Origin of the sequence: Flavobacterium panici (genome assembly GCF_903819335.1) — a bacterium.
Taxonomy (GTDB): Bacteria; Bacteroidota; Bacteroidia; order Flavobacteriales; family Flavobacteriaceae; genus Flavobacterium; species Flavobacterium panici.
Window position 1 is genome coordinate 143,423 of the sequence record NZ_CAIJDE010000063.1, and the last position, 25,787, is coordinate 169,209.

Below are 25,787 nucleotides of genomic sequence, written 5' to 3' on the forward strand. Positions count from 1 at the left end.
ATCTGCGTGCAATTACGTCCAGCTTTTTAAAGATTTGACCTATATTTGCTCCTAACCAAAACCTGCCTAAACTTTGAAAAAATCCAGAATACAATATTTCATTTTATTTCTCTGCATTATTATTCTCGGAATCCTTTCAAGAAAAATCTCCTTTATTCCTTTATGGATTGGCGATGCTCTTTATGCGGTTATGGTTTATTTTTTGGTTAGAATATTTCTTCCAATGAAAAAAGCTTTTATAGTTGCTTTATTTTCTCTTTTACTATGTTACTGCATTGAGTTTTTACAGCTTTATCAGGCAGAATGGATTATTGAGCTTCGAAAAACACTTTTTGGAAGATATGTATTAGGACAAGGTTTTCTGTGGTCAGATATTTTAGCTTATACTTTTGGAATCGCTTTTGTTTTTCTTATCGAAAAAATAACTCTGAATCGTATTAATCAAAAGTCTGCGTGATTTTTTCAATATTTAAACTGTTTGCCATTGCCATAAATATTTGGTAATATGCTCCTTTATTATCGTACAATTCGTCGTGTGTTCCTTTTTCCACACATCTTCCTTTTTCTAAAACAATAATATTTGAGGCGTCGATAATTTGAGAAATACTGTGCGATATTATAATCACAGTTCTATCTTTTTTAATCGCGTCTAAAGATTTTTTAATTTGTTCTGTTGCAATTGCGTCAAGACTTGCTGTTGGCTCATCTAAGAAAATTATTGGCGGATTTTTCAGAAAAAGTCTTGCAATCGCAATTCGCTGCTGCTGCCCGCCGGAAAGTAAATGCGCATCAGAATCGTAACCTTTTGGCAATTGTATAATTTGTTCGTGAATGTAAGCTTGTTTTGCCGCTTCAATAATTTCAGATTCTGAAGCTTCGGGATTTCCGTATAAAATATTCTCTCCAATTGTGCCCTTAAAAATGTGGTTTTTCTGAAGAACCAAACCAATATTTTTACGCAGAAAATCAGTGTCATAATCCACTAAATCAATTCCATCCAAAAATATTTGTCCGGATGAAGGCAGATAAAATTTATCTAATAAATTAATAATGGTGCTTTTTCCGGCTCCGCTTAATCCAACTAGAGCTGTTGTTTCATTCGGTTTAACCGTAAAATTAATATCGTAAAGTGCCTGAGTTCCGTTTGGGTACACAAAATCTACATTTTTTACTTCAATTAATCCGGTAATTTTTTCCGGCATATAAGTTCCGCTGGTTTCTATTTCCTGCTCTGATTCTAAAATGTCAAAAAATCCTTCAGAATAAATTAAGGCATCGTTTACTTCATCATAAATTCGGTGTAATTGACGAATTGGCGACGAAACATTATTAAATAACATAATATGAAACATGATCGCACCAATTGTCATTTGATTATTTAAAACAAAATAAGCGGTTAAAATGATGATAATCACGACTCCTATTTGTTCAACGAAGCTTTTAATACTTTCAAAAATAAAGCTGGTTTTTCTGGTTGCCAACTGATTTTCTGTCATTTCATATTGAATTTTTTCATGACGATCAGCTTCGGTCGATTCGCGAACAAAAGATTTAATAACGGTTATCGATTCAATTAAACTAATGATTCCGTTGTTTTTGGTTTCACGATAATTACGCATTCTTCTTCTAAATCCGCTCAATTTTGTGGCTTGCAACTGGCTGATATAAAAGTAAATTGGAATAATACATAAACTTACCAATCCTACATAAACATTGGCATAAAACATAATGACCAAAGCCACAAAAGCATTGGCAAATAAAGGCAGAATATCGATAAAAAAGTTTTGAACTAATCGTGTTAAACTGCTAATACCGAGATCGATTCTGGTTTGGAGTTTTCCGCTTTCATTTTCATCAGAAGTATAAAATTCCATTCTATAACTTAGAATTTTTTCTACAATTGTCTGCGAAATATCTCGGGTTATGAAAATTCGGAGTTTTTCTCCATAAAATTTTTGTCCGAATTGTACAATTGAGTTTACTAATTCTTTAGTAAGCAGCACAATACTTATTATCTCTAATAAATGAAATCCTTTTGATAAAGGTTCGTGCGCCACCATTAAATTATTGATAGCATCGACGGTATATTTTAATATTACGGCGTTTACCTGTGCTGCAAAAGAACCTAAAAATGTAAGCAGTAAAGTGGCAATTACCATTTTTTTGTACGGTTTTACAAAGGGCATTATTTTTTTATACAGTACAGATAATTGCATTTATTTTTATTTTTAGGTAACTATCAAATATAAGAATTCTAAATTTGTGTTTAAAATAGTCTTACTTTTAAATATACAAAATATGAAACTGGTTTTCGCTTCCAATAATTTAAATAAAATCAAGGAAATTCAAAGCATTCTAAACGGATCTATCCAATTATTAAGTTTAGAAGATATTGGCTGTCACGAAGAAATTCCTGAAACTGCTGATACTATTGAAGGCAATGCGATTTTAAAAGCCAATTATGTAACCGAAAATTATGGTTATGATTGTTTTGCTGATGATACAGGTTTAGAAGTAAAAGCTTTAAACGGTGAACCGGGCGTTTATTCTGCAAGATACGCGGGAGAACAAAAAAATGCCGATGATAATATGAACAAACTTTTGGAGGCTATAAAAGATGAAGAAAACCGTAGTGCGCAGTTCAAGACCGTTATTGCTTTAAATTTAGAAGGAAAACAGCATCTTTTTACGGGTTTAGCAAAAGGGAATATTACTTTGGCTAAAGCCGGAAATCATGGTTTTGGGTATGATCCAATTTTTCAGCCGGAAAATTATAAGGAGACTTTTGCCGAATTATCTTCAGAAATAAAAAATAAAATCAGTCATCGTGCAAAGGCAACTGAGCAACTTATTGATTTCCTGAACACAAGAAAATAATTGTTTGAAATACAACATTTTATTGGGCAAAATTGATATTTCACGACGTATTTTTTTTGATTTCTTTGAAAAATGATTTTACCCTAAACATAACTTTTTGATAATCAAATCATAACAAATCTATAAATCTTAAAATAGCATTAGTTTATCTGAATAATTAACAGTAATTTTGCACCCTATTTTAAAAACACATATGAATAAATTTGAACAATTAGGATTGAATGAATCGTTACTGAAGGCGATTTTAGATCTAGGATTTGAAAATCCGTCAGAGGTACAGGAAAAGGCGATTCCCCTATTATTGGAAAAAGACACAGATATGGTTGCGTTGGCTCAGACAGGGACAGGGAAAACGGCAGCTTTCGGTTTTCCGCTAATTCAAAAAATTGATGCTGACAATAGAAACACACAAGCATTAGTTTTATCGCCAACACGAGAACTTTGTTTACAGATTACCAACGAACTTAAAAACTACTCAAAATACGAAAAAGGTATTAATGTGGTAGCAGTTTACGGCGGGGCTAGTATTACAGAGCAAGCCAGAGAGATTAAAAGAGGCGCACAAATTATTGTGGCTACTCCGGGGAGAATGCAAGACATGATTAACAGAGGTTTAGTAAACATTAAAAATATAGATTACTGTATTCTTGATGAAGCTGATGAGATGTTAAACATGGGATTCTATGAAGACATCGTATCTATTTTATCAGATACTCCAGATCAAAAAAGTACATGGTTGTTCTCTGCAACTATGCCGCAAGAGGTTGCCAGAATTGCAAAACAATTCATGAGCGAACCGGTTGAAATTACTGTTGGTACTAAGAACTCTGGTTCTGCAACAGTTTCTCACGAATTTTACTTAGTAAATGCACGTGACCGTTACGAAGCTTTAAAACGTTTAGCCGATGCAAATCCAGATATTTTCTCTGTGGTTTTCTGTCGTACTAAAAGAGATACACAAGCTGTAGCTGAAAAATTAATTGAAGATGGATATAGCGCTGCTGCGTTGCACGGAGATTTATCTCAGGCACAACGTGATGGTGTAATGAAATCTTTCCGTGGAAGACAAATTCAGATGCTTGTTGCTACTGACGTTGCTGCACGTGGTATTGACGTTGATAACGTAACGCACGTTGTAAACTACCAATTACCTGATGAGATCGAAACGTACAACCACCGTTCTGGACGTACTGGTAGAGCTGGAAAATTAGGAACTTCTATTGTAATTGTTACAAAAAGTGAGTTACGTAAAATTTCTTCTATCGAGAGAATCATCAAACAAAAATTCGAAGAAAAAACTATTCCATCTGGAATCGAAATCTGCGAAATTCAATTATTACACTTAGCTAATAAAATTAAAGATACTGAGGTTGATCACGAAATTGACAACTATTTACCAGCTATTAACAATGTTCTTGAAGGTTTATCTAAAGAAGAATTGATTAAGAAAATGGTTTCGGTAGAATTTAATCGTTTCATTGCTTACTACAAAAAGAATAGAGATATCTCTACTCAATCTTCTGGAGAAAGACGTGAAAGAAACGATTCTGAGCCAAGAGAATTCAATAACAACGGAGCAGTTCGTTATTTTGTAAATATCGGTTCTAGAGATAATTTCGACTGGATGTCTCTTAAAGATTACTTGAAAGAAACATTAGACTTAGGTCGTGATGACGTTTTCAAAGTGGATGTAAAAGAAGGTTTCTCTTTCTTTAATACTGATCCTGAGCATACTGATAAAGTAATGGATATTTTAAACAACGTTCAGTTAGAAGGACGTCGTATTAATGTTGAAATTTCTAAAAATGACGGCGGAGGAAGACGTGACCACAACAACCGTGGCGGCGGACGTAGTTCTGGCGGACCAAGAAGAGAAGGTTCTGGAGGTTTCGGCCCAAGACGTGAAGGTTCTGGCGGCGGCGGATTTAGAAGCGACAGAAACTCTGCTCCAAGAGAAGGTGGTTTCAGAAGCGACAGAAATTCATCTGCTCCAAAAAGAGAAGGTGGTTTTAGAAGTTCTGCTCCAAGAAACGAAGGTGGTTCTGACAGAGCTCCAAGACGTTCTGAAAGCTTTGGTGATTCACCAAGACCAAGAAGACCAAGAAGAGATTAATACTTTAATATCTTAAAATACGAAATCCCAAATTCCTGACATAAATGGAATTTGGGATTTTTTTTCATTAAAGAATCTTAACCCGTTGAGTATAATTAATTTTAACAGATAGAAACATAGATTTAGCACTCTCAAAAAAGGCGTTTCACTTATTTAAAATAAACATAGAGAGCTATGTGTTATAAACAAGTTTCTTTTCATATCCTTTTACACATATAAAACCTATGTTTCTATGTGTTAAATGTTTTTTTACACCCAATGGGTAAATTTTAATCTCTAGAAATGAGTTTTGTAATCTAAAACAATACAACTCAACCTTCCTAATCCCTTTTTATTTAAACACAAAATGCAACATTGCTGACTTTGTTAATTTTCTGATAATTATATTCGAAGACTACGAAATATTTAATCTCTATTTACTACTTTTAGTGCTTTAAATCAGGATATGAAATATTTCGCAGTTTTCTTTTTTTTACTATTCTCTGCCATAAGTTTTGCACAAGATGCTGAATCTACAACTCCGCAAAGAGTTTCGGGTTATATTATAAACGATGATAGTAAACAACCTCTTCCAAATGTAAATATCATTAACACCAACAAAGTACGCGGCGCAAAATCTGATGCAAAAGGGTATTTTGAAATTGATGTGCAGCCAAATGATACAATTCATTTCTCTCTTTTAGGATTTCAATCTCTTAGAATCAGAGTAACAAATGACTGGATAAAAAATAAAGTGACTCGAATTCAGCTTACCGAAAAAGCAATTGCTCTTGAAGAAGTTATCATTGCCCCTTTTAATTTAACTGGTTATCTTGAAATTGATTCGAAGTTAATTCCAACCAAAGAAAACTACCGTTACAGTATTTCGGGTCTTACACAAGGTTATGAAGCGGGTGAATATTCTCCAAATGCTTTTGGAAAAGTATTGGGTTCTATTTTTAATCCTGCCGATATGCTTTATAATTTCTTCGGAAAAAACAGTAGGGAGCTTAAAAAACTCAAGGACATGAAAAAAGACGATACGATTAGAAATCTTTTAGAAACTAAATACGATCGTGAAACTATTGCCGTTTTATTAGGAATCAGCAAAGATGAAATTCCTGAAATCATGCATCGCTGTAACTATTCTGATGCTTTTATTCAGTCCGCAAACGACTTACAGATTTTAGATGCTATAAGCGGCTGCTATGAACAATATAAAGTATTAAAAAGGAATTAAAATTTTACTTTTATAAAAAACATATGAATCCTCAATTTTTAAAATTGGGGATTTTTTTATGTCTTATGATTTTTTAAAAAGCTATATTTACTATAACAAAACAGTAAAACAAATAAAATCAATACATTATGGCAAAAGGTCAAGATGCTAAAAAAACAGCAAAAAAAGAACCGTTAAAAACGGCTAAAGAAAAGAAAGAAGAAAAAAGAGAGAAGAAAAATTCTCCTAAAAGAGATTAATTAGTTTTCAGTCGCAGTCACAGTTTTCAGTCTCTAAAGAAACTAAAAACTGTGACTGAAAACTGAGAACTTTATTTAACTGGTATATTCGAAAGAATTTCTAATACAAATTTCCAATATTTTTGAGCAGATGAAATACTAGCTCTTTCATCTGGAGAGTGTGCTCCGTGAATTGTTGGTCCAAAAGAAATCATATCCATTTCAGGATAATTTGTTCCTAAAATTCCGCATTCTAAACCAGCGTGGCAAGCCACAACTTTTGGCTGTTCACCATTTTGTTTTTCGTAAATATCTTTTAAAACTTCTAATATTTCAGAGTTTACGTTTGGAGTCCATCCTGGATAAGATCCTGAAAGCTCAACTTCGCATCCAACTAATTCAAAAGCAGAACGTAAAGAATTAGCCAAATCAAATTTTGAAGATTCTACAGAAGAACGCGTTAAACATCCCACCAAAATCTCTCCGTCTTTTACAACAACACGCGCAATATTATTTGAAGTTTCAACTAAATCAGCCATATCTGCGCTCATTCTATAAACTCCGTTTTGTGCTGCATAAATCGCTCTGATAATTCCTTCCTGAACACCTAAATCCATTATTTTTTCAGGTAAATCACCTTTTACAATTTCTATAGATAGGTTTGGTTCAGTCGTTTTGTATTCTGCTTTGATGTCAGCAATAATTTCCTGCATATCATATACATAAGCTTCATCAAACATTTGAGAAATAATTACTTTAGCAACACTTTCTCTCGGAATTGCATTTCTAAGACTTCCTCCATTAATTTCAGAAACCTGTAACCCAAAGTTTTCAAAACCATCAAATAATAAACGGTTCATTATTTTATTGGCGTTTCCTAAACCTTTATGAATATCCATTCCTGAGTGACCTCCGTTTAAGCCTTTTACGGTAATAGTATATCCAACAGAGCTTTCCGGAACCTCTTCTTCATTATAGCCTCTTGTAGCCGTTACATCGATTCCACCAGCGCATCCAATATCAATTTCATCATCTTCTTCTGTATCCAGATTTAATAAAATCTGACCTTGAAGAATTCCTCCTTTTAAGTTTAACGCTCCAGTCATTCCAGTTTCTTCGTCAATTGTAAACAGAGCTTCGATTGCAGGATGAGGAATATCTTTGCTTTCTAAAATCGCCATAATTGTAGCCACTCCTAACCCATTGTCTGCACCAAGTGTTGTACCGCGGGCGCGAACCCAGTCACCATCAACATACATATCGATTCCTTGTGTATCAAAATCAAAAACGGTATCGGCATTTTTTTGGTGAACCATATCTAAATGACCTTGCATTACAATGGCTTTGCGATTTTCCATTCCCGGAGTTGCCGGTTTTCTGATGATTACATTTCTGATTTCGTCTTCAAAAGTTTCTAAACCTAAGCTGTTTCCAAAGTTTTTCATAAACTCGATTACACGCTCTTCTTTCTTTGACGGACGCGGAACGGCGTTTAAATCTGCAAATTTGTTCCAAAGTGCTTTTGGTTCCAGATTTCTTATTTCCTGACTCATTATATTTTGTTTGAAGTTTAACAATTAAGAGCTTCAAAGTTACAAAGTTTAAATGCTTTTTCCGCCACGAATTCCACGAATTAGCACAAATTATAATGGCTCTAAAATTAAAGGATAAGAATACTCAATTTAAGATAAAGAAATTTAAAAGTAAAGCAAACTTTTTAAAGAGGATATTTTGATGGATTTAACGAGGTATTAAAAACAGACATAACATATACTGTTTTCACATTCTCATCTATAAAATAAAAGATAATAAATGGGAATTTCTTAGTGGGAAGACCTCGATAATCTTTGTATCTGATTTCAAAAAAAGGATTTTTAGATAATGTATCTAAATGTTCATCAATCACTTGATAAAAATATTCGCCTAAACCACTTTGTTTAGACTCATAATAATCAATAGCTTCTTGTATATCTACAAGTGCTCTTGGCTCAATAACAATATTAAAAATCATTTCTTTGATTTCAAACGTAATTGTTTTTTGGCTTCGTTCCAAGGAAGAAAATCATCTGCTTTTGAAGTTGATCTTCTTTCATCTAACAAATTTTTCATTTCTTCAGTTACAGAAAATTCATTAATTACGGTTTCATAATTGAATTTTTCTATCAACTGCATAAAGAATGACAATTCATTATCAGGAATATTTAAAGTGATTCGTGTCATTTTCCTTGTTATTGAGTAACAAATTTACAAAAAAGAAAACGAACTAGTATTTTAATTATTATTTTTAACCCAAAAGTAAAACCGTGACACGAAAATATATCCTTCCTCTATTTCTTTTAGTTCAGATTATCTTTTTAAAAATTCTGCCCTTTTTCCCTGATTTTGTGGAAGGTCTTTACAGCAATAATTTATACATCAGAATTTCGCATTTCTCACGAGTACTTTTAGGCAAAATTTCATTTTCTGTCGGTGATTGTATTTACGCAGTTTTAATTTTATCTATGATAAGCTGGTTTTGGAGAATACGAAAAACATGGCGAACAGATTGGAAAGATCATCTTTTAAAAATCGTTGGTAAAATTTCTGTTTTTTACTTTTTCTTTCATCTGCTTTGGGCTTTCAATTATTATCGTAAACCTCTTTTCGAAAAAATGGAAATCAAAAGAGAATATAGCGATGCTGATTTATTGGCCTTTACAAAAAGACTAATTGTTAAAACGAATGAAGTTCAGTTTAAAATCACAAAAAATAAAGATGAAAAAATCAATTTTCCCTATTCTCAGGAAGAGGTTTTTAAGATGAATCTTAATGGATATGATAATTTAGCCGAAGAACATCCTTATTTTAAATATAAAACTTTAAGCGTAAAAAAATCGCTGTTTAGTGTACCCTTAACTTATATGGGATTTGGCGGTTATTTGAATCCGTTTACAAATGAGGCGCAGGTAAATGATTTGTTGCCAATGTATTCCTTTCCGCTTACGGCTTCTCACGAAATGGCGCATCAAATAGGTTTTGCAAGTGAAAACGAATGTAATTTTATAGGCGTTTTGGCAACTGTAAAAAATGACAATTTATATTATCAATATTCGGGATATAGTTTTGCTTTGCGATACTGCCTTGGAATCTGGAAGTTTAAAAACGAGAAAATCTTTGAGGTTTTAAAGAAACAAGTAAATCCGGGGATTTTAAAAAACTATCAGGAAAGTCAGGATTTTTGGAAACAATACGATACTTTTATTGATGAAGGTTTTCATTTTATATATGATAGTTTCTTAAAATCAAACAATCAAAAAGATGGAATGGAAAGCTATAGCAAGTTTATTGATTTGATGATTAATTATTATAAAGAGAAAGAATTTTAAGTTTTGCCACAGATTACACAGATTTAAACGATTTTTATTTTAGATTAAAAATAAAATAGGATTATAAATCCTTTTTAATCCTTTAATCTGTGGCAAAAAAATAAAAATCATTGTAACAAAATAGATTTCAACACTACTAATACTTTTATGAGCGAAAATCTAGAACAGTCATTTGTTGCGCAATTGCAGGCAAATCAGAATATAATCCACAAAATTTGTAGATTGTATACTGCCGGCGAAGATGCTCATAAAGATTTGTTTCAGGAAATCACTATTCAGCTCTGGAAAGCGTATCCAAAATTTAGAGGCGACAGTAAATTTTCGACCTGGACATATCGTGTCGCTTTAAATACAGCCATTACCTTATATCGCAAAACCAAAAGAACCATATCTACCGTAGATTATGAGAGTCATCAGCATTTTGTAAAAGATGTAGATTACAACTACGAAGAGGAAGAACAGATTAAATTGATGTACAAAGCGGTTTATCAGCTTAACGACATCGAAAAAGCATTAGTTTTTATGTATTTAGAAGACAAAGATTATCAGGAAATAGCCGAAACCTTAGGAATCAGCGAAGTGAATGCGCGCGTGAAAATGAACAGAATTAAAGGGAAACTTAAAAAAATACTAAATCCTTAAAAATTATTATGAAAGAACTGGATTTACTAAAAAAAGACTGGCAGAAGAACTCTGATTCTTTTGAACAAATTTCTGAAAAAGAAATCTATAAAATGATTCACAAAAAGTCATCTTCAATTGTGAAATGGATTTTGATTATCAGTATTTTGGAGATTTCGTTTTGGACTTTTTCAAACTTATTTATCAATACCGATGATGTTTTACGAAAAATAAATCATCCCGAAATTGTGGTTACGCTTGAATACTTAACTTATTTGAATTATTTAGTTGGATTGGTTTTCGTATTTATTTTCTATAAAAACTACACTACAATTTCTACAACTGTTGCCACAAAATCTTTAATGAGTGCCATTTTAAGAACCAGAAAAACGGTTCAGTATTATGTTTGGTATAACTTAGGGATGATTGTAATTACATCCATTTTAAGCTTCTTTATCGCTTTTGTTTACAATCCTGATATGGCTTTTTTAAGAGAAAAACTTGCCATAGACGGAAAAGCAATGTTTGCTACAATTGGAATCTTAACTTTAGTAATATTAGGTTTCTTTGGATTATTCTGGTGCTTCTACAGATTGCTATACGGAACTTTACTACGCAGATTGTATGTGAATTATAAGGAGCTGAAGAAAATTGATTTCTAAGATACTGAGGTTCTAAGTTGCTAAGATTCTAAGGTCTCTCCTTTAACTTGAAACCTGAAACTTGAAACAAAAAAAACAATCTAAACTCTAAAATCAGAAATCTAAAATTCCTAATATTCCCACTGTCTCAATCTATTTAGTTCTTCCTGTGCTTTGATTTCTTCAGCTGGAATTACTTTTAAGAAAGATGGATGCTGTTCGATAGCGTATTCTACTTTCTCTACGATTTCTTCGATTGTATCGTTTTCATAATCAATTTCAAGAGGTTCTTTGATAATGAAAGACTGAAGGATATTTTTCTTTTTCATACGAAGTCCTTTTTTATCAAAAGAACGACGGAAACCATCAATAACAATAGGAATTACGATAGGTTTATGCTGTTTGATAATGTGTGCTGTTCCTTTACGAACAGGCTTAAAAGATTTTGTTGTTCCCTGCGGAAAGGTAATAACCCAGCCGTCTTCAAGGGCAATACGGATATTTTCGGTATCGTTTGGATTTACGTCACGTTTTTCGGTTACGTCAACGCCTTTTGCACGCCAAGTTCTTTCTACGGTAATTGCGCCAACATAAGCTAAAATTCTTGGCAGTAATCCGGCCTGCATCGTTTCTTTTGCAGCCACGTAGTAAATATTCATTTTTGGCTGCCACAAATAACCTATGTTCTTAATAGTATCTTGACGTCCGCTTAAACTTGCGTTAAACACATGAAACATTGCTACAACATCGGCAAAATAAGTTTGGTGATTGGATATAAACAAAACGTTTCTGTCTGGAAGTGTTTTAATAATTTCAGATCCTTCAATCTGTAATTCATTAAAACCTCTATATCTTCTATGAGTCATGGCTCCCAAAATACGGATTAACCATTTCTTGATGAATAATATATGCCCAAAAGGATTTCGTTTAAACAATCCCATAACGTCTTTTTGTGTTTTTTAGGTTAAGTCGCAAACATACAAAAATTATTCTTTTAGCAATACTAATATACAATTTACGAAATAAATCTGTATCTCAATGATTATCAAAATGTTAAATTAACGTTATTGTGATTTTTCTGAGAAAGTAAATTTTAGAACATCTCTCAATTCGCTTAAAATCATTGCGGTTGCACCCCAAACAATATGATTTTGAATATTAAATGCCGGAACCAAAATATCATTTCCGTAAGAAGTTGATAATTTGCTTTCGATTATAATTTCATCATCTAAAAAAACAGATAACGGCAGTTCGAGAACATCAGCTACTTCTCGGGCATCAGGATAAAATTCAAGTTCTTCTTTGGCAATTCCCAAATATGGATGTACTAAAAAGTTACTTGGCGGAATATACATAGGTGTAAAATGCTTTATTATTTCAATTTTTTCAGGATTAACACCAATTTCTTCGCTGGTTTCGCGTAAAGCAGTTTCCTTATAATCACGATCTGTGAGTTCGTATTTTCCGCCTGGAAATGCAATCTGCGATGAATGAACGCCATTGTATGCATTTCGAACAATTAGAATTAAATGTGTTTTTTGATTTTTAGGATAAAACAACATCATAACTGCGGCAATTCTTGGATTTTTTGCGTCAATATCTAAATTTTTCAACGCCTGAATGCGTTCTAGAGGTGCCATTTTTGCGTGTGATGATTCTGCCGGAAGTTCAACTGGAATTAAATTAGGAACATATTGCAAAAAATCTTGAAAATCCATATTCAAAGTTTATTTTTGTACTTTCAAATTAAAATATAAATATACTCTAGAAAATGCGGTTCTACAAGTTTTCTAAAACAAAGCCATAAAAATGTACAGCAGAGAAGAATCACAAAGAATAAAAAGGGAATTTTGGGTTGCTTTTGCAGAAAAGTACCCAAGAAAATGGGTTCTTTATGATACCAAAATCAAAGATTTCTCTTTTAAATTTTATGTAGATAATAAAAAAGCGCAGGTTTTAATTGACATTGAACATCGCAGCGACGAAAAACGAAATGCGTATTATGAAAAAATAGAAGCTTTAAAAAATATTCTGGAAGAGGAATTTATTAAAGACTTGGTTTTCGAAAAAAACTACACTTTAGAAAGTGGTAAAACGATTAGCAGAATTTGGGTTGAAAAACCTGGAGTAGGTTTTAGCAATCGCAATAACTGGGATGTTATTTTTGATTTTTTCAACGAAAACATGCATGCTCTGGAAATGTTTTATCTGGAATATGATGAGTTTATTAAGGAAATTGAAGTTTAGGTGAAAGTTGCTAAGGTTCTGAGATACTAAGTTTTTTTATATAGCAAACCCGGCAGATTTTAAAATCTGCCGGGTTTGCTATATAGTACATTACTTAAAAATTTATACCGTAAAAATATTATAAACTATAATATGATCGTCGTAGTTGATATAAAGCTGTTTACGATTATCTTGTTTTTTACGTGTAATAATAGAAAGCTTGCATTCACGTCCGTCATTATCTTTACACATAAAAGAATACACAATATCAGTATCGTTTTCTTCTCGTTCGATGTAATCCAGAATACTAAAAAGCTGTATTTCCTGAGAATAAACTACAATCCTGTGTTTATCAGTATCCAAAACTACAGAGAGATTAACCAAATCAAGATCTGACCACTGTCCCCACTTTCCTTTTTCATTTTTTTCTAAAACACTAAATCCCGACGTTTTAAAATGATACGATTGACTCTGAACTTGTTGTAATCCAAAAGCCAGAAACAATGCTATTATATAAGTGCGAATAGAATTCATAAAATATTTCTTGCAGGTAATTAAAACTCAAATGTAGCTTTTTCTTCGCGAGCAGCTTTAAAATCGGCCATCATTTGTTGAACAATTTGTTCTACAGGCAAAATTTCATGAATCAGTCCGGCAATTTGTCCTATTTCAAGTTCACCTTCTTCAAGATCTCCTTCAAACATTCCTTTTTTGGCTCTTGCTCTTCCTAAAAGTTCTACTAATTCTTCTTTAGAAGGGCATTTTTCATACAAAGCCTGAACATCATTATAAAATTTATTCTTTACCAATCGAACCGGAGCTAATTCTTTTAAAGTCAATTGAGTATCTCCTTCTTTTATACTAACTATCGTTTCTTTAAAATTATTGTGGGCAGAAGATTCTATCGATGCCGCAAAACGACTTCCAACCTGTACACCATCAGCACCTAAAATCATTGTCGCAAGCATTCCTCTTCCGGTTGCAATTCCGCCCGCGGCAATAAGAGGAATTTGTATTTTTTCTTTAACCATTGGTATCAAAGTTAAAGTAGTCGTTTCGTCACGACCATTATGTCCGCCAGCTTCAAAGCCTTCGGCAACAATGGCATCAACACCAGCTTCTTGTGCTTTTAATGCAAAAACACTGCTACTAACAACATGTACAACCGTTATTCCTTTTTCTTTTAAAAATGAAGTCCAGGTTTTAGGGTTTCCTGCCGATGTAAAAACGATTTTCACGCCTTCTTCAACCACGATATTCATGATCTCTTCAATATTGGGATATAACATCGGAATATTAACTCCAAACGGTTTATCAGTTGCTTTTTTGCATTTCTGAATATGTTCTCTTAAAACCTCAGGATACATTGAACCTGCTCCAATTAAACCTAAACCTCCGGCATTACTTACTGCCGATGCTAATTTATAACCACTGTTCCAAATCATTCCTCCTTGAATAATTGGATATTTTATATTGAAAAGCTGTGTAATTCTGTTCATTAAAACTCTTATTGTTTTATTATTTTTCCTGTTTTCTGTAAATTCCCAGATTTAAAAGTATAAAAATACAGTCCGCTGGTTAAGCTTTCTACAGAAAGAACCGGATTTTGATTTGTTATTTGTTTTTCGATCAGCTTTTGTCCCAAAATGGAATAAATAGACACAGAAGCTGTTTCATCAGCAAACAAAAAAGAAATATTAGATTCTGTTGGATTTGGATAAACTGAAAAATTAGATGAAGACTGAAAAACATCTACACTTAAAGTCGATCCAAAATTAGGGATTCCATAACCATAATTATTATCCGGAGTTGTATAGCGATCTGCAGATTCAATAATCATCTGTCTAATTTCCTGATTTGTTTTTGATGGAAATGCCTGCCAAAGACAAGCAACCATTCCTGCCATAATAGGACATGAAAAAGAAGTTCCATTTGCCGTACCAATACCTCCTGTAGTGTTTGCAACAACAGCCGCAACGCCCTGCGCCATTACATCTGGTTTTATACGATTGTCAAAACTTGGCCCGATAGAACTAGAAGGAGCTTTAACTTTTACAGCATTTACAGAACCAATTGTAAGAACAGAAATACCGTCTCCAGGCGATCCAACGTGGTTTTCAACTTGGTTTCCTTCATTTCCGGCAGATGCCAAAACGATAATTCCTTTACTAAAAGCTATTTCGGCGCCTTTTGTTATAAAGTTTGTCGTGCCATTCATATCGCTGTAAGTGTGGCTGTAATTGGCATTATCAAAACCAAAATAACCTAATGAAGTGGTAATAATATCAACTCCGTAAGCATCCGCTTGTTCTGCTGCTTCAACCCAATACGATTCTTCAACCGGATTTTCAGAAGCATCATTTTCTGTTATAAATAAATAATAAGAGGCATCTGGAGCTGTTCCTACCAACGAATTTTCTTTGTAACCGCCCATTGTAGATAAAACTAAAGTTCCGTGATCGTCTCCGGTATAAAAATTCGTGCTTCTGTTAACATAATCATAACCTCCTAAAATCAAATTATTATCTCGTAATCGTTTAAAAGGTTCAGCTGTGTTTACACCAGGATATCCGGCATCCAAAACAGCAATTATTTTTCCGGAACCTGTATAATTCTGCTGATGCAAAACCTGGCCGTTAAGCATTTGGATTTGATTTGCAGAATTTCCGTATGCATAATCAATTGTTGTTTCCAGTTTATTTTTTACTGCAGCAATATTATTTTGAGAAACTTTTTTTGAAGTTACATTTAATGTCTTATTGGCAAAAACTACTTTATCAACATACGAAAGCTGCTTTAAAGCCGTAATATTAGTTTGAGTTCCTCTAACATGAAGTGCATTTAACCATTTTGACTGTGCCAAAACTGTTATTCCTGTACTCGCTTTTACCTGATTTATATATGTAATTTCCAGAGGCGCGTCTGAGATATTTAAGGCAATATTTTGTGCTGTACGACGATCTAATGATCTCTGCGAAAGAGTCAGCGATGGATTATTGAAAAAATCCTGTGAATTTGGTTTTCCGTTAAAATATACCCAAGCATCTTCTTCCTGAGAAAACATTAAAGTCGAAAACAATAGTAAAAGAAAAGTAAAGTTCTGTTTCATATATACTCTTTTAAAAGGAAATCCTTCGTAAAAAAGTATAAAGCTAAGAAATTACTCCCGAACCAACTAATTCATTCTCTAAATACCAGGCAACAAACTGACCTTCTGTTATGGCAGATTGTGGTTCTTCAAAAGAAACATACATTCCGTCTTCAAATTGATGAAGTGTCGCTTTTTGCAATGGCTGACGATAACGAATTCTCGCCATAACTTCCATTTTTTCACCTGTTTTTAACTTCATATCTTCACGAACCCAGTGTACTTCAGATTCTCCAACAAACAAAGCTTTTTTAAACAATCCAGGGTGATTGCTTGTTAAACCTGTATAAATCGTGTTGGTTTCAACATCAGTAGCAATTACAAATAACGGATCTGTAGTTCCGCCAACGTTTAACCCTTTTCTTTGACCAACAGTAAAATAATGTGCACCTTGGTGTTTACCCATAATTTTTCCCATTGTTGGAAGATAATCCAGTTTTTGAGCTTCAATTTTTAGATTTTCTTCTAAAGATAATTCAGCCGGTTTTTCAAAGTTATAGATTGGATCATTTTTATCAATCTGAACAATTGTACCTTCTTTTGGCTGTAATTTTTGTTGTAAAAACTCTGGTAAACGAACTTTTCCAATAAAACAAAGTCCTTGCGAATCTTTCTTTTCTGCAGTTACCAATTCCATTTCAGCCGCAATTTCGCGAACTTCAGGTTTTGTCAGCGCACCAATTGGGAACAATGCTTTAGACAATTGATCTTGTGACAACTGACATAAAAAATAAGATTGATCTTTGTTCACATCATTTCCGGCAATCAATTGATAAACCGTTTTTCCGTCAACCTCAATTTCGCTTTTTTGGCAGTAATGTCCGGTTGCAACATAATCGGCACCAAGACTTAGTGCGATTTTCATAAAAACATCAAATTTGATTTCACGGTTACAAAGCACGTCAGGATTTGGAGTTCGTCCTTTTTCGTATTCGTTGAACATATAATCAACGATTTTTTCTTTGTATTCCTCGCTTAAATCAACAGTTTGAAACGGTATTCCGAGTTTTTCAGCCACTAATAAAGCATCGTTACTATCTTCTAACCAAGGACATTCGTTAGAAATAGTAACCGAGTCATCATGCCAATTTTTCATAAAAAGCCCAATAACTTCGTATCCTTGCTGCTGCAATAAATAAGCGGCAACACTAGAATCTACTCCACCAGAAAGACCAACAACTACACGTTTCATTTTAAAATCTTTAATTTTACAAGGGTGCAAAGATACGCCATATTTTATATAATCTGACTCCTTTCAATTAGTTTATATAATCTCGTGGTAGATAAAACTTATGGTTTAAATACTTACTTTTAATATTCAATACAATTGTCATGAAAAAATACATTTACAGCCTGTTTTTCTTATTCATTTTCATGTCTTTAAGTGCACAAAGATATTCTTCATCATTAGCTGATTATGAAGCGTATAAAGCATTTAAAGGAAAACCTTTATCGGATAAATTCTCCAATATCGAATCGGTAAAAGTGGTTTATGATTTACGAAAACAAAAAATGTATTATTTCAACAGTACATTGATTCCGCTGCATTATGATTTTGTAACGAATCATCTGCATTACAATTATGATCTCCAAATTTTCAACAATGAAAATTACAGCAACACTTTAAAAGACAGGGATTTTTTATTGGGAAATCTCAATCATATCAAAGGAACTGATAAATGGATTTTTGAACTCGCTGCTTCAGATCATATGCCAATTGAACAAATCGAACGTTTTTTCTATTTGGTTAAAAAGTCAACTTTTATTGGAGAAAATCTGAAATTCTATTTGAATAATCCCGAACAAATGGAATGGTTTCGTTTAGAAAAATTTAAAATTCCGTGTGTAAAATCAGATTATATTTTTAATGAAATAAAATATCAGGAAGTCGTTTCAGGAAATAACATTGGCATTTTAAAACAATACAAAATCAAAGAGCTGGATAAAGTAAAACCAAATCCTGACGAAATTATAGTTTTAGACGGAACACCTGATATTTTACCAAATGTAAGAGGAATTATTGTCAACGAACTGCAAACACCATTGAGCCACTTGGTCCTTTTGGGTAAAAACAGAAAGATTCCAATTATGGCCTACACATTGGCTTTAAAAGATGAAAACATTAAAAGATTACTTTCTAAAAAAGTAGAATTAAAAATTCAGGTTGATACTTTTTTTATAAAAGAGACTGATAAAAAAATTGTCATCAAAACGAATTCTAAAAAGAAAAAACTAATCATTGACAATAGCGTTACTGATTTAGTTGATTTGTCTAAGATCTCAAAAAAAGGAGTTAATTACATTGGTTCAAAAGCACAAAACATGTCGTATTTAATTGCAATTTCAAAAGAAATTCCATTTAAAGTTCCGGAAAATGCTCATGCCATTCCGTTTTATTTTTATACAAAACATATTCAGAAAGAATCGATTTCTTCCTTAATACAAGAACTTTTGAATTCTACGAAGAAAGATTCAACGGTTTGGGTAAATCAGCAGTTGAAAAAAATTCGTGATGCCATTAAAAAAGAACCTATTGACCCTGAGTTAATTTCGAAATTAAATGTAACATTTAAGGATGCTAAATTTAAAAACTTCAGATTCCGTTCCTCAACAAATGCCGAAGATTTAGACGATTTTAACGGCGCCGGATTATATGATTCTAAAACCGGAATTCTTGGAGACAGCATTAAAACTTTCGAAAAAGCGATTAAACAGGTTTGGGCAAGTGTATGGAATGAAGCTTCTTATAATGAAAGAGAACTTTTTGGAATCGACCAGCAGAATATTGCAATGGGAATTTTGGTTCATCGCTCATTTCCTGATGAATTAGCAAATGGCGTTGTGATCACGAAAAACATTTTCAGAGGAGATTTCCCCGGAATTACTGTAAATGTTCAAAAAGGAGAAAACTCAGTTGTAAAACCAGAAAAAGGAGAAATCTGTGAGCAGTTTGTAGCGTATCATTTAAACTCCGGAAACGACGATGATGATTTTGATGTCGATTATACTTCAAACTCAAATCTCAATAATAATGAGCCTTTATTAAGCCGAAAAGAAATGAGCCGACTTTTTCTTGTGAGCACCAAAATAGAAGAAAAAATGTACCGCTATTGGCGAAAAAACCTTTTTCATCCTGTAGATATCGAATTTAAAATCGTTGGCGAAAATCGGGATTTATATATTAAACAGGTTCGGCCATTTAATAACTAGACACAATTCAATCAAAAGCCTATTAACTTAATTACATTGAGCTATCAGGAGAAAATTGGTTTTATTCTGCCACAGGTTAATAGATTAAAATGATTTATAAAATGTGTTGACAAAACTCTCGCAGATTCTGCAGATTTAACAGATTATTCTTTGAGTAACTTTATCAAAAATCTGCTAAATCTGCAGAATCTGCGAGAAAAAAACTTGTTGCATTGTTTTTTATAGCCGACTTATTTCTGAGTTTGCGTGACTAATAAAAAACCAAAAGATCTATTTCGTTTGTAACGGTATTGACCAAAATGATTTTAAAATCAAAATCCTGAATATTAATTTTTTCCTGAACTACTTTGCGGATAGTTCCATTTTCTAAAGAAAAATCACCAGCAAATGCAATTTTAACATCAACAGTATTCAGATATTTTGAAGCTTTTCTATTTACGATAATAGACGCCACAACATAAAAACCAATAATGATAATTTGAAAAAACAAGAGTATTTCTATTTTCTCAAAAGGATACATAATGTCCAAAATAGAAAGCGTAATCGTAGCAAAAAGAAAGATGATTGCGTTTACAGTAAATGATTGTGTCCTAAATCTTAAAATGGAAAAAATAGCAAACAAACCAAATCCAATCCCAACTCCTATTTCAATTTTTGTGAATAAATAACAAAGCGAAAAAGTACACAAACCCACAATAACCATCAACGGATTTATAGTTTCGTTATCTTTTCTATTGGAGAAAAAATACAAAACCAAAATCGAAAAAAACAATAAAAAGAATCTTCCAGCAAGTTCGTTTAAATCCATTGAATCAAAATATTAGCTCAACCAAATTTAAACAATTGAACAAAAAATCAGCCACGAATTCACGAATTTATTTTGAATAAAAAAGGTTTGCCACGAATTACACAAATTTCCACGAATTTTAATTTAACTAAGAAAGCAAAAAATTAATTCGTGAAAATTCGTGTAATTCGTGGCAAAAAAAAATGCCCGCAAGCGGGCAAGTATTTATTATTCGTTTTTAGGTTTTGAATTGGCTTTGTAAGCACTTTTTGGATCGCTCATATTAACTTCTTTGGTCAATTTACCTTTCGTGTAAAACTGCCACATTCCGGCTTTTTTCCCTTTTACAAATTTTCCTTTAGAAGCTACAACTCCATCTGAATCATAAAAAACAGCATCGCCTTCATATTCATTATTTTTAAATACAGACTGTTCCTGAATCGTTCCGTTTTGCCCTATTTTTTTATAATTTCCTTCTTTTAAACCGTTCACATAAGTCATTTCCTCAGCAACTTGGTTATTCGGATAATAAACCGTTCTTAAACCGTGTAATTTACCTTTTTTATAAGTTTCAGAAGTCATCAAAATTTTAGAAGCTTTGTGATAATATTTCCACTCGCCTTCTCTATCCTTACCAATTTCTTTTCCTTCGCTTACTATATTTTTATTCTGATCATAAAAAATAGTATACGAGCTTCCATCGTTAGCCGTAAAATCCCGCGTTGCAATTACATCGCCTTTTTTCGTATCATCAAAAAACTTAAAAATTCCTGTTTCTTTTCCGTGGCTGAAAGTTCCTTCATATCGCGGACGTTTTGATTCGTAAACACCTTTCCAAACACCATCTTTCTTTCCGTTAGCATCTAATTTATTAAACTCAGTCTGGGCATTTACAAAGAAAACATTTAGCAATAGCAGCCCAATTATTATTTTTTTAGAAATCATCTTGTATTCAATTTTTAACTTAAACGAAAATTAGTTTCATAAAGTATGTTTACTTATTCTCAAAGTTAAAATTTTCATTTTTATTTGAAAAGGAAACACACTCTTTAAAATAAAAAATCCCGATTAGATCGGGATTTTTAAAATTTATTTCTTTTTATTCTGAGTCTTTTTTGCTGCCTCTTGCTGTTCCATTACATCTTGAAGACGCTGTTGAAACTTACTTGGCTTTTTAGGCTCTTTTAATTTATTTTCCTGAATTTGAGCGTGAATTTTCTCGCTGTCTACGATGTAATTTTTAATAACAAACATAATTCCGATAGTAATTAAGTTCGAGATAAAGTTGTACAAACTTAAACCTGCACCATAACTATTAAAGAAAATTAACATCATTAGTGGCGAAACATAAATCATGATTTTCATCATTTTTGCCATATCCGGCATACCTTCTTGCTGAGGCGCAGCCATTTGCTGATCTCCAGAAGTCATTTTCATGTAGAAGAAAATTGCAATTGCAGCCAAAATTGGGAACAAACTGATATGATCTCCGTACAATGGAATATGGAAAGGTAATTTTACAACCGAGTCAAAAGATGATAAATCGTCTGCCCAAAGGAAACTTTTTTGTCTTAATTCAAAAGCTGATGGGAAGAATTGAAACGATGCATACATAAACGGAAGCTGAATCAATGCCGGAATACATCCTGCCATTGGGTTTACTCCTGCTTTGTTGTACAGTTTCATTGTTTCCTGTTGTTTCTTCATTGGGTCTTTTTTGTATTTTTCTCCCAACTCAGTAATATCCGGACGTAAAACTTTCATTTTAGCCTGTGATAAAAACGACTTATATGTAATTGGCGACATAGCCAATTTGATAATAATAGTAAATATGATAATTGCAATTCCGTAAGCAATATAAGAGCTTAAGAATCCAAATAATGGTACGAAAATCCATTTATTGATCCATCCAAAAATTCCCCATCCTAACGGAATAATTTTTTGGAATTCTTTACCATAAGATTTCAATACTTTATAATCAGCCGGACCAAAGTATAAGTTCATCTTATAATCGATTTCTCCGTTAGAGAAAGCCAATGGAACTGTTGCTTTAAACTGTTTTGTAAAAAGAGTATCCACTTTTTCGTCCTTAACTAAATTCTCAGAAACTAAATCAGCTTTCTCAAAAGCAGTATTCGTTTGAAGAATTGTAGCAAAAAAGTGTTGTTTAAATGCAATATAATCTACTTTTTCAGGCGTTTCTTCTTTGTGATCTCCCTGACCTACATAACTTTCTTTTCCATCTGCATAGTTATAGTAAATTTCAGCATAACGATTCTCGTAAGAAACACTTTTTTCATTTCTGTATGTTTTTAAATCCCAAGCCAAATTTAATGGTTTAGAAGAATTTAAAACTCTGTTCAATCCTTGAGAACGAACATCAAAACCAATTAAATAATCGTTTGGTTTTAATACATATTTATACTCTAAAAATTCATTAGCTCCAGCTTTTAAACGCATTGTTAAAATTTGGTCTGCACCATTTTTTGTCAATGTTGGTTCAAAAAACAAATCTTTAGAATTTAAAGTTCTGTTATCTGTAGTTTGTAATTGAATATTTAAGTTAGAATTGTTATCCTTAATTAATTCAACTAATTGTCCTGAACCTTTTTTAAATTTTTCGAATTCTTTTAGCGTTGCTTCAACTATATAACCACCTTTATTAGCGATTTTAAGTTTAATCTTCTCGTTTTCAATAGTTGTAAAAGAGTCTTTTGCAGAAGGAAGCGTAGCAGAATATGCAAATCCGCCTAAAGTTTTTTGCAATTGTGCCAACTGAACTGTATCGCCTGGTGTAGCCGCCACAACTGGTGCAGCAATAGTTTTAGCTTTATCAGCTTTTGCCTGAGCTTCTTGTTTAGCTACTAATTCTTTCTTGGCTTTTTCAGCAGCAATTTCTTTATCAGAAGGCTGATTTTGGTACATAATCCAAATCAGGATTCCGAATATCAATACAAAACCAATGATTGAATTAAGGTCAAATTTTTTTTCTTCCATTATTTATTTAAAAAAGTTATCCGTCAGAAGTTATTAGTTATGATTATAGCTTAAAAGTTACAACCTCTTAGAATATTAATTATTATTTTTTATGCGCATTTACCGCAGCAGCTACAAAATTCACAAAAATTGGATGTGGATTTGCTACTGTACTTTTGTATTCAGGGTGGTATTGTACACCAATAAAGAACGGGTGGTTTTCAAGTTCTACAATCTCTACTAATCCAGTATCAGGATTAACTCCAGAAGCTTTTAAACCCGCTTTTTGCAATTCGTCTGCGTATTTATTATTGTACTCATAACGGTGGCGGTGACGCTCTGAAATCGTTGTTTCACCATAAATTCTGTGTGCCAGCGTATTTGGTTTAATATTACATTTCCAAGCTCCCAAACGCATTGTTCCACCTTTGTCTGTAACATTTTTTTGCTCTTCCATTAAACTCACAACCGGATGAGGCGTTTTCTCGTTCATCTCAGTAGAATTGGCTTCAGTGTAACCTAGAATATTTCTTGAATATTCGATAACAGACATTTGCATTCCTAAACAAATTCCAAAAAACGGGATGTTATTTTCACGTGCATAGCGAACTGCTTCAATTTTTCCTTCAATACCTCTTTCACCAAATCCCGGAGCAACTAAAACTCCGTCAAGAACACTTAATTTCTCCGCAACATTATCAATATTAATGTGCTCTGAGTGAATAGAAATTACATTTACTTTAGTTTCATTTGCAGCACCTGCGTGAATAAATGCCTCTAAAATAGATTTGTAACAATCTTGCATTTCTACATATTTTCCAATCAAACCAATATTAACAGTTTGCTTTGGATTTTTTAATCTGCGTAAAAAAGTATTCCATGTTTTTAAATCCGGAGATGCTTTTTTAGGTAAATCTAATTTTTTCAAAGCCACAACATCTAATCCTTCTTCAAGCATTAAATTTGGAACTTCGTATATTGTTGAAGCGTCAATTGACTGAATAACCGCTTCTTTTTTAACGTTACAAAACAAAGCTAGTTTTTGACGTAATTCCTGAGATAATTCGTGCTCCGTTCTACAAACTAAAATATCAGCTTTGATTCCGCTTTCCATCAACGTTTTTACAGAGTGCTGTGTTGGTTTTGTTTTCAACTCACCCGCAGCAGCCAAATAAGGAACTAAAGTTAAATGAATAACAATTCCGTTATTTTCTCCTAATTCCCAAACCAACTGACGAACAGACTCAATATAAGGTAATGATTCAATATCACCTACAGTTCCTCCAATTTCAGTAATTACAATATCATAATCGCCAGATTTACCCAGCAATTGCATTCTGTCTTTAATTTCGTTTGTAATATGAGGAACAACCTGAACTGTTTTTCCTAAAAATTCCCCTCTTCTTTCTTTTTCAATAACCGAAAGATAAACTCTTCCTGTTGTAACGTTATTTGCCTGAGAAGTAGGAACGTTCAAAAAACGCTCATAATGACCTAAATCTAAATCTGTTTCGGCACCATCATCTGTTACATAACATTCTCCGTGCTCATACGGGTTTAATGTTCCCGGATCCACATTAATATACGGATCAAATTTTTGAATAGTTGTACGGTATCCTCTTCCTTGTAACAATTTTGCTAAAGATGCTGCAATGATCCCTTTTCCTAACGAAGAAGTCACACCGCCTGTAACAAAAATATATTTTGTTTGATTCATTCTGTTTTTGTTTGTAAGTAGTTGTGTAAAAAACTTGGCAAAAGTACAAATTTAATTAGATAATTTATCAATTCCAGAATGAGATAATTTGCAAATTTTTAAACAGATTGATTACTTGGTTTTGTAATCGATAATTTTAAGCTTTTATTAGCAGTATTTTTAAGAAATATCTTTAAAATGGCTTTGACACTGTTACTCAATAATGTCAAAAATCAATTATTTTAAGTCTTTCACCTGAGCACTATCCTTAATTATTTTTTCAGACTTGATTACAGAATCACGATGGCGTTTTATATCTGCTCTAATAGCTTCTACCTGACTTTTAGATACTTTATCTTTCACATAATCAGATTTAACAGCAAAAAAGATAGAAAAAAAGAGTATTAAAGGAATAAAAATCAATCCTGTTCCTAACACTAATGCTATTTTTGCAAGTTTGGCTGAAACATTTGCTCTTTTTGCTCGTGATAAACCAATCACTCCAAAAATTATTGCGAGAACAGCCAATACTATATAAGCTATTTTAAAAGCTAAATGTGGTACAAAAACAAAAATAAGTGCCAATACAGCCAGTATTATCGCATATCTGCCCTGGCTTTCTCCCGGTTTTGATTGTTGGGAATTGTTTTCCATTACTAGGTTTTTAATATTTACTGTAAAAATATAAAA

General features: G+C 32.7%; 24 protein-coding genes. 9 read left to right on the top strand and 15 right to left on the bottom strand.

Annotated features, from left to right (window positions below):
• Positions 1–73 precede the first annotated feature (73 nt).
• The gene (locus FLAPXU55_RS22065; protein WP_180861393.1) at positions 74–457 is read left to right on the top strand and encodes a ribosomal maturation YjgA family protein; all 384 of its coding nucleotides are present in this window, start codon (positions 74–76) and stop codon (positions 455–457) included.
• Here the strand turns inward: FLAPXU55_RS22065 and FLAPXU55_RS22070 are convergent.
• Positions 438–2,216 (bottom strand): ABC transporter ATP-binding protein, encoded by a 1,779-nt coding sequence (locus FLAPXU55_RS22070; protein WP_180861395.1) that lies wholly within the window; start codon positions 2,214–2,216, stop codon positions 438–440. The two genes, FLAPXU55_RS22065 and FLAPXU55_RS22070, sit on opposite strands and share 20 nt — an antisense overlap.
• 82 nt (positions 2,217–2,298) lie before the next feature.
• On the opposite strand from FLAPXU55_RS22070, the gene FLAPXU55_RS22075 reads away from it, so the two are divergent.
• The 3 genes from FLAPXU55_RS22075 to FLAPXU55_RS22085 all read left to right on the top strand — a co-directional run bounded on the left by FLAPXU55_RS22075 (position 2,299) and on the right by FLAPXU55_RS22085 (position 6,209).
• On the top strand, positions 2,299–2,877 hold the full coding sequence (locus tag FLAPXU55_RS22075; protein WP_180861397.1) for a non-canonical purine NTP diphosphatase: 579 nt from the start codon (positions 2,299–2,301) through the stop codon (positions 2,875–2,877).
• A gap of 193 nt (positions 2,878–3,070) precedes the next feature.
• Positions 3,071–4,990: a DEAD/DEAH box helicase gene (locus FLAPXU55_RS22080; RefSeq protein ID WP_053473735.1), complete on the top strand. Its 1,920-nt coding sequence runs from the start codon at positions 3,071–3,073 to the stop codon at positions 4,988–4,990.
• 445 nt (positions 4,991–5,435) lie between these two features.
• Positions 5,436–6,209 carry a carboxypeptidase-like regulatory domain-containing protein gene (locus FLAPXU55_RS22085; protein ID WP_073482686.1) on the top strand — a complete coding sequence of 258 codons (774 nt, stop codon included), beginning with the start codon at positions 5,436–5,438 and terminating at the stop codon, positions 6,207–6,209.
• 310 nt (positions 6,210–6,519) lie between these two features.
• Here the strand turns inward: FLAPXU55_RS22085 and FLAPXU55_RS22090 are convergent, their stop codons facing one another.
• From FLAPXU55_RS22090 to FLAPXU55_RS22100, 3 genes are all read right to left on the bottom strand, one after another.
• Positions 6,520–7,980, bottom strand: coding sequence for an aminoacyl-histidine dipeptidase (locus FLAPXU55_RS22090; protein WP_180861399.1), 1,461 nt, complete (start codon positions 7,978–7,980; stop codon positions 6,520–6,522).
• A 164-nt stretch (positions 7,981–8,144) separates the two neighbouring features.
• Complete coding sequence (locus tag FLAPXU55_RS22095) at positions 8,145–8,438, bottom strand: type II toxin-antitoxin system RelE/ParE family toxin (RefSeq protein ID WP_180861401.1); 294 nt, start codon at positions 8,436–8,438, stop codon at positions 8,145–8,147.
• A complete protein-coding gene (locus tag FLAPXU55_RS22100) occupies positions 8,435–8,647 on the bottom strand; it encodes a hypothetical protein (protein WP_180861403.1) in 213 nt (70 codons plus the stop codon). Before FLAPXU55_RS22100 ends, FLAPXU55_RS22095 begins: the two co-directional genes overlap by 4 nt.
• A gap of 83 nt (positions 8,648–8,730) precedes the next feature.
• Here FLAPXU55_RS22100 and FLAPXU55_RS22105 point away from each other — a divergent pair, with 83 nt between their 5' ends.
• The 3 genes from FLAPXU55_RS22105 to FLAPXU55_RS22115 all read left to right on the top strand — a co-directional run bounded on the left by FLAPXU55_RS22105 (position 8,731) and on the right by FLAPXU55_RS22115 (position 11,075).
• Entirely contained in the window at positions 8,731–9,792 is a 1,062-nt protein-coding gene (locus tag FLAPXU55_RS22105; protein WP_180861405.1) for a DUF3810 domain-containing protein, read from the top strand.
• 147 nt (positions 9,793–9,939) lie between these two features.
• The gene (locus FLAPXU55_RS22110) at positions 9,940–10,434 is read left to right on the top strand and encodes an RNA polymerase sigma factor (protein ID WP_007810116.1); all 495 of its coding nucleotides are present in this window, start codon (positions 9,940–9,942) and stop codon (positions 10,432–10,434) included.
• An 8-nt stretch (positions 10,435–10,442) separates the two neighbouring features.
• A complete protein-coding gene (locus tag FLAPXU55_RS22115) occupies positions 10,443–11,075 on the top strand; it encodes a hypothetical protein (protein WP_053473741.1) in 633 nt (210 codons plus the stop codon).
• 110 nt (positions 11,076–11,185) lie between these two features.
• Here FLAPXU55_RS22115 and FLAPXU55_RS22120 read toward each other — a convergent pair whose 3' ends face one another.
• Together FLAPXU55_RS22120 and FLAPXU55_RS22125 are read right to left on the bottom strand one after the other, a co-directional pair.
• The gene (locus FLAPXU55_RS22120; RefSeq protein ID WP_180861407.1) at positions 11,186–11,995 is read right to left on the bottom strand and encodes a lysophospholipid acyltransferase family protein; all 810 of its coding nucleotides are present in this window, start codon (positions 11,993–11,995) and stop codon (positions 11,186–11,188) included.
• A gap of 123 nt (positions 11,996–12,118) precedes the next feature.
• The gene (locus tag FLAPXU55_RS22125; protein ID WP_180861409.1) at positions 12,119–12,772 is read right to left on the bottom strand and encodes an NUDIX hydrolase; all 654 of its coding nucleotides are present in this window, start codon (positions 12,770–12,772) and stop codon (positions 12,119–12,121) included.
• Between the two features lie 91 nt (positions 12,773–12,863).
• Here FLAPXU55_RS22125 and FLAPXU55_RS22130 point away from each other — a divergent pair, with 91 nt between their 5' ends.
• Positions 12,864–13,301 (top strand): DUF4268 domain-containing protein, encoded by a 438-nt coding sequence (locus FLAPXU55_RS22130; RefSeq protein ID WP_180861411.1) that lies wholly within the window; start codon positions 12,864–12,866, stop codon positions 13,299–13,301.
• Positions 13,302–13,403: 102 nt separating this feature from the next.
• Here the strand turns inward: FLAPXU55_RS22130 and FLAPXU55_RS22135 are convergent, their stop codons facing one another.
• From FLAPXU55_RS22135 to mnmA, 4 genes are read right to left on the bottom strand one after another with little or no spacing between them, the layout of a single operon-like run.
• Positions 13,404–13,814 carry a hypothetical protein gene (locus FLAPXU55_RS22135; RefSeq protein WP_053473745.1) on the bottom strand — a complete coding sequence of 137 codons (411 nt, stop codon included), beginning with the start codon at positions 13,812–13,814 and terminating at the stop codon, positions 13,404–13,406.
• Positions 13,815–13,834: 20 nt separating this feature from the next.
• On the bottom strand, positions 13,835–14,779 hold the full coding sequence (locus tag FLAPXU55_RS22140) for an NAD(P)H-dependent flavin oxidoreductase (protein WP_180861420.1): 945 nt from the start codon (positions 14,777–14,779) through the stop codon (positions 13,835–13,837).
• A gap of 8 nt (positions 14,780–14,787) precedes the next feature.
• Entirely contained in the window at positions 14,788–16,389 is a 1,602-nt protein-coding gene (locus tag FLAPXU55_RS22145) for a S8 family serine peptidase (protein ID WP_180861422.1), read from the bottom strand.
• A gap of 43 nt (positions 16,390–16,432) precedes the next feature.
• Positions 16,433–17,620, bottom strand: a complete 1,188-nt coding sequence (mnmA, locus tag FLAPXU55_RS22150) for a tRNA 2-thiouridine(34) synthase MnmA (protein WP_180861424.1) — start codon at positions 17,618–17,620, stop codon at positions 16,433–16,435.
• Between the two features lie 140 nt (positions 17,621–17,760).
• Here mnmA and FLAPXU55_RS22155 point away from each other — a divergent pair, with 140 nt between their 5' ends.
• Complete coding sequence (locus tag FLAPXU55_RS22155) at positions 17,761–19,638, top strand: PEP/pyruvate-binding domain-containing protein (RefSeq protein ID WP_180861426.1); 1,878 nt, start codon at positions 17,761–17,763, stop codon at positions 19,636–19,638.
• A gap of 250 nt (positions 19,639–19,888) precedes the next feature.
• Here the strand turns inward: FLAPXU55_RS22155 and FLAPXU55_RS22160 are convergent, their stop codons facing one another.
• From FLAPXU55_RS22160 to FLAPXU55_RS22180, 5 genes are all read right to left on the bottom strand, one after another.
• Complete coding sequence (locus FLAPXU55_RS22160; RefSeq protein WP_180861428.1) at positions 19,889–20,446, bottom strand: DUF4956 domain-containing protein; 558 nt, start codon at positions 20,444–20,446, stop codon at positions 19,889–19,891.
• Positions 20,447–20,653: 207 nt separating this feature from the next.
• A complete protein-coding gene (locus FLAPXU55_RS22165) occupies positions 20,654–21,370 on the bottom strand; it encodes a toxin-antitoxin system YwqK family antitoxin (protein WP_180861430.1) in 717 nt (238 codons plus the stop codon).
• A 144-nt stretch (positions 21,371–21,514) separates the two neighbouring features.
• Positions 21,515–23,422: a membrane protein insertase YidC gene (gene yidC / locus FLAPXU55_RS22170; RefSeq protein ID WP_180861432.1), complete on the bottom strand. Its 1,908-nt coding sequence runs from the start codon at positions 23,420–23,422 to the stop codon at positions 21,515–21,517.
• Positions 23,423–23,504: 82 nt separating this feature from the next.
• Positions 23,505–25,118, bottom strand: a complete 1,614-nt coding sequence (locus FLAPXU55_RS22175) for a CTP synthase (protein WP_053473753.1) — start codon at positions 25,116–25,118, stop codon at positions 23,505–23,507.
• 216 nt (positions 25,119–25,334) lie between these two features.
• Positions 25,335–25,751 carry a hypothetical protein gene (locus tag FLAPXU55_RS22180; protein WP_180861434.1) on the bottom strand — a complete coding sequence of 139 codons (417 nt, stop codon included), beginning with the start codon at positions 25,749–25,751 and terminating at the stop codon, positions 25,335–25,337.
• Positions 25,752–25,787: the final 36 nt, after the last annotated feature.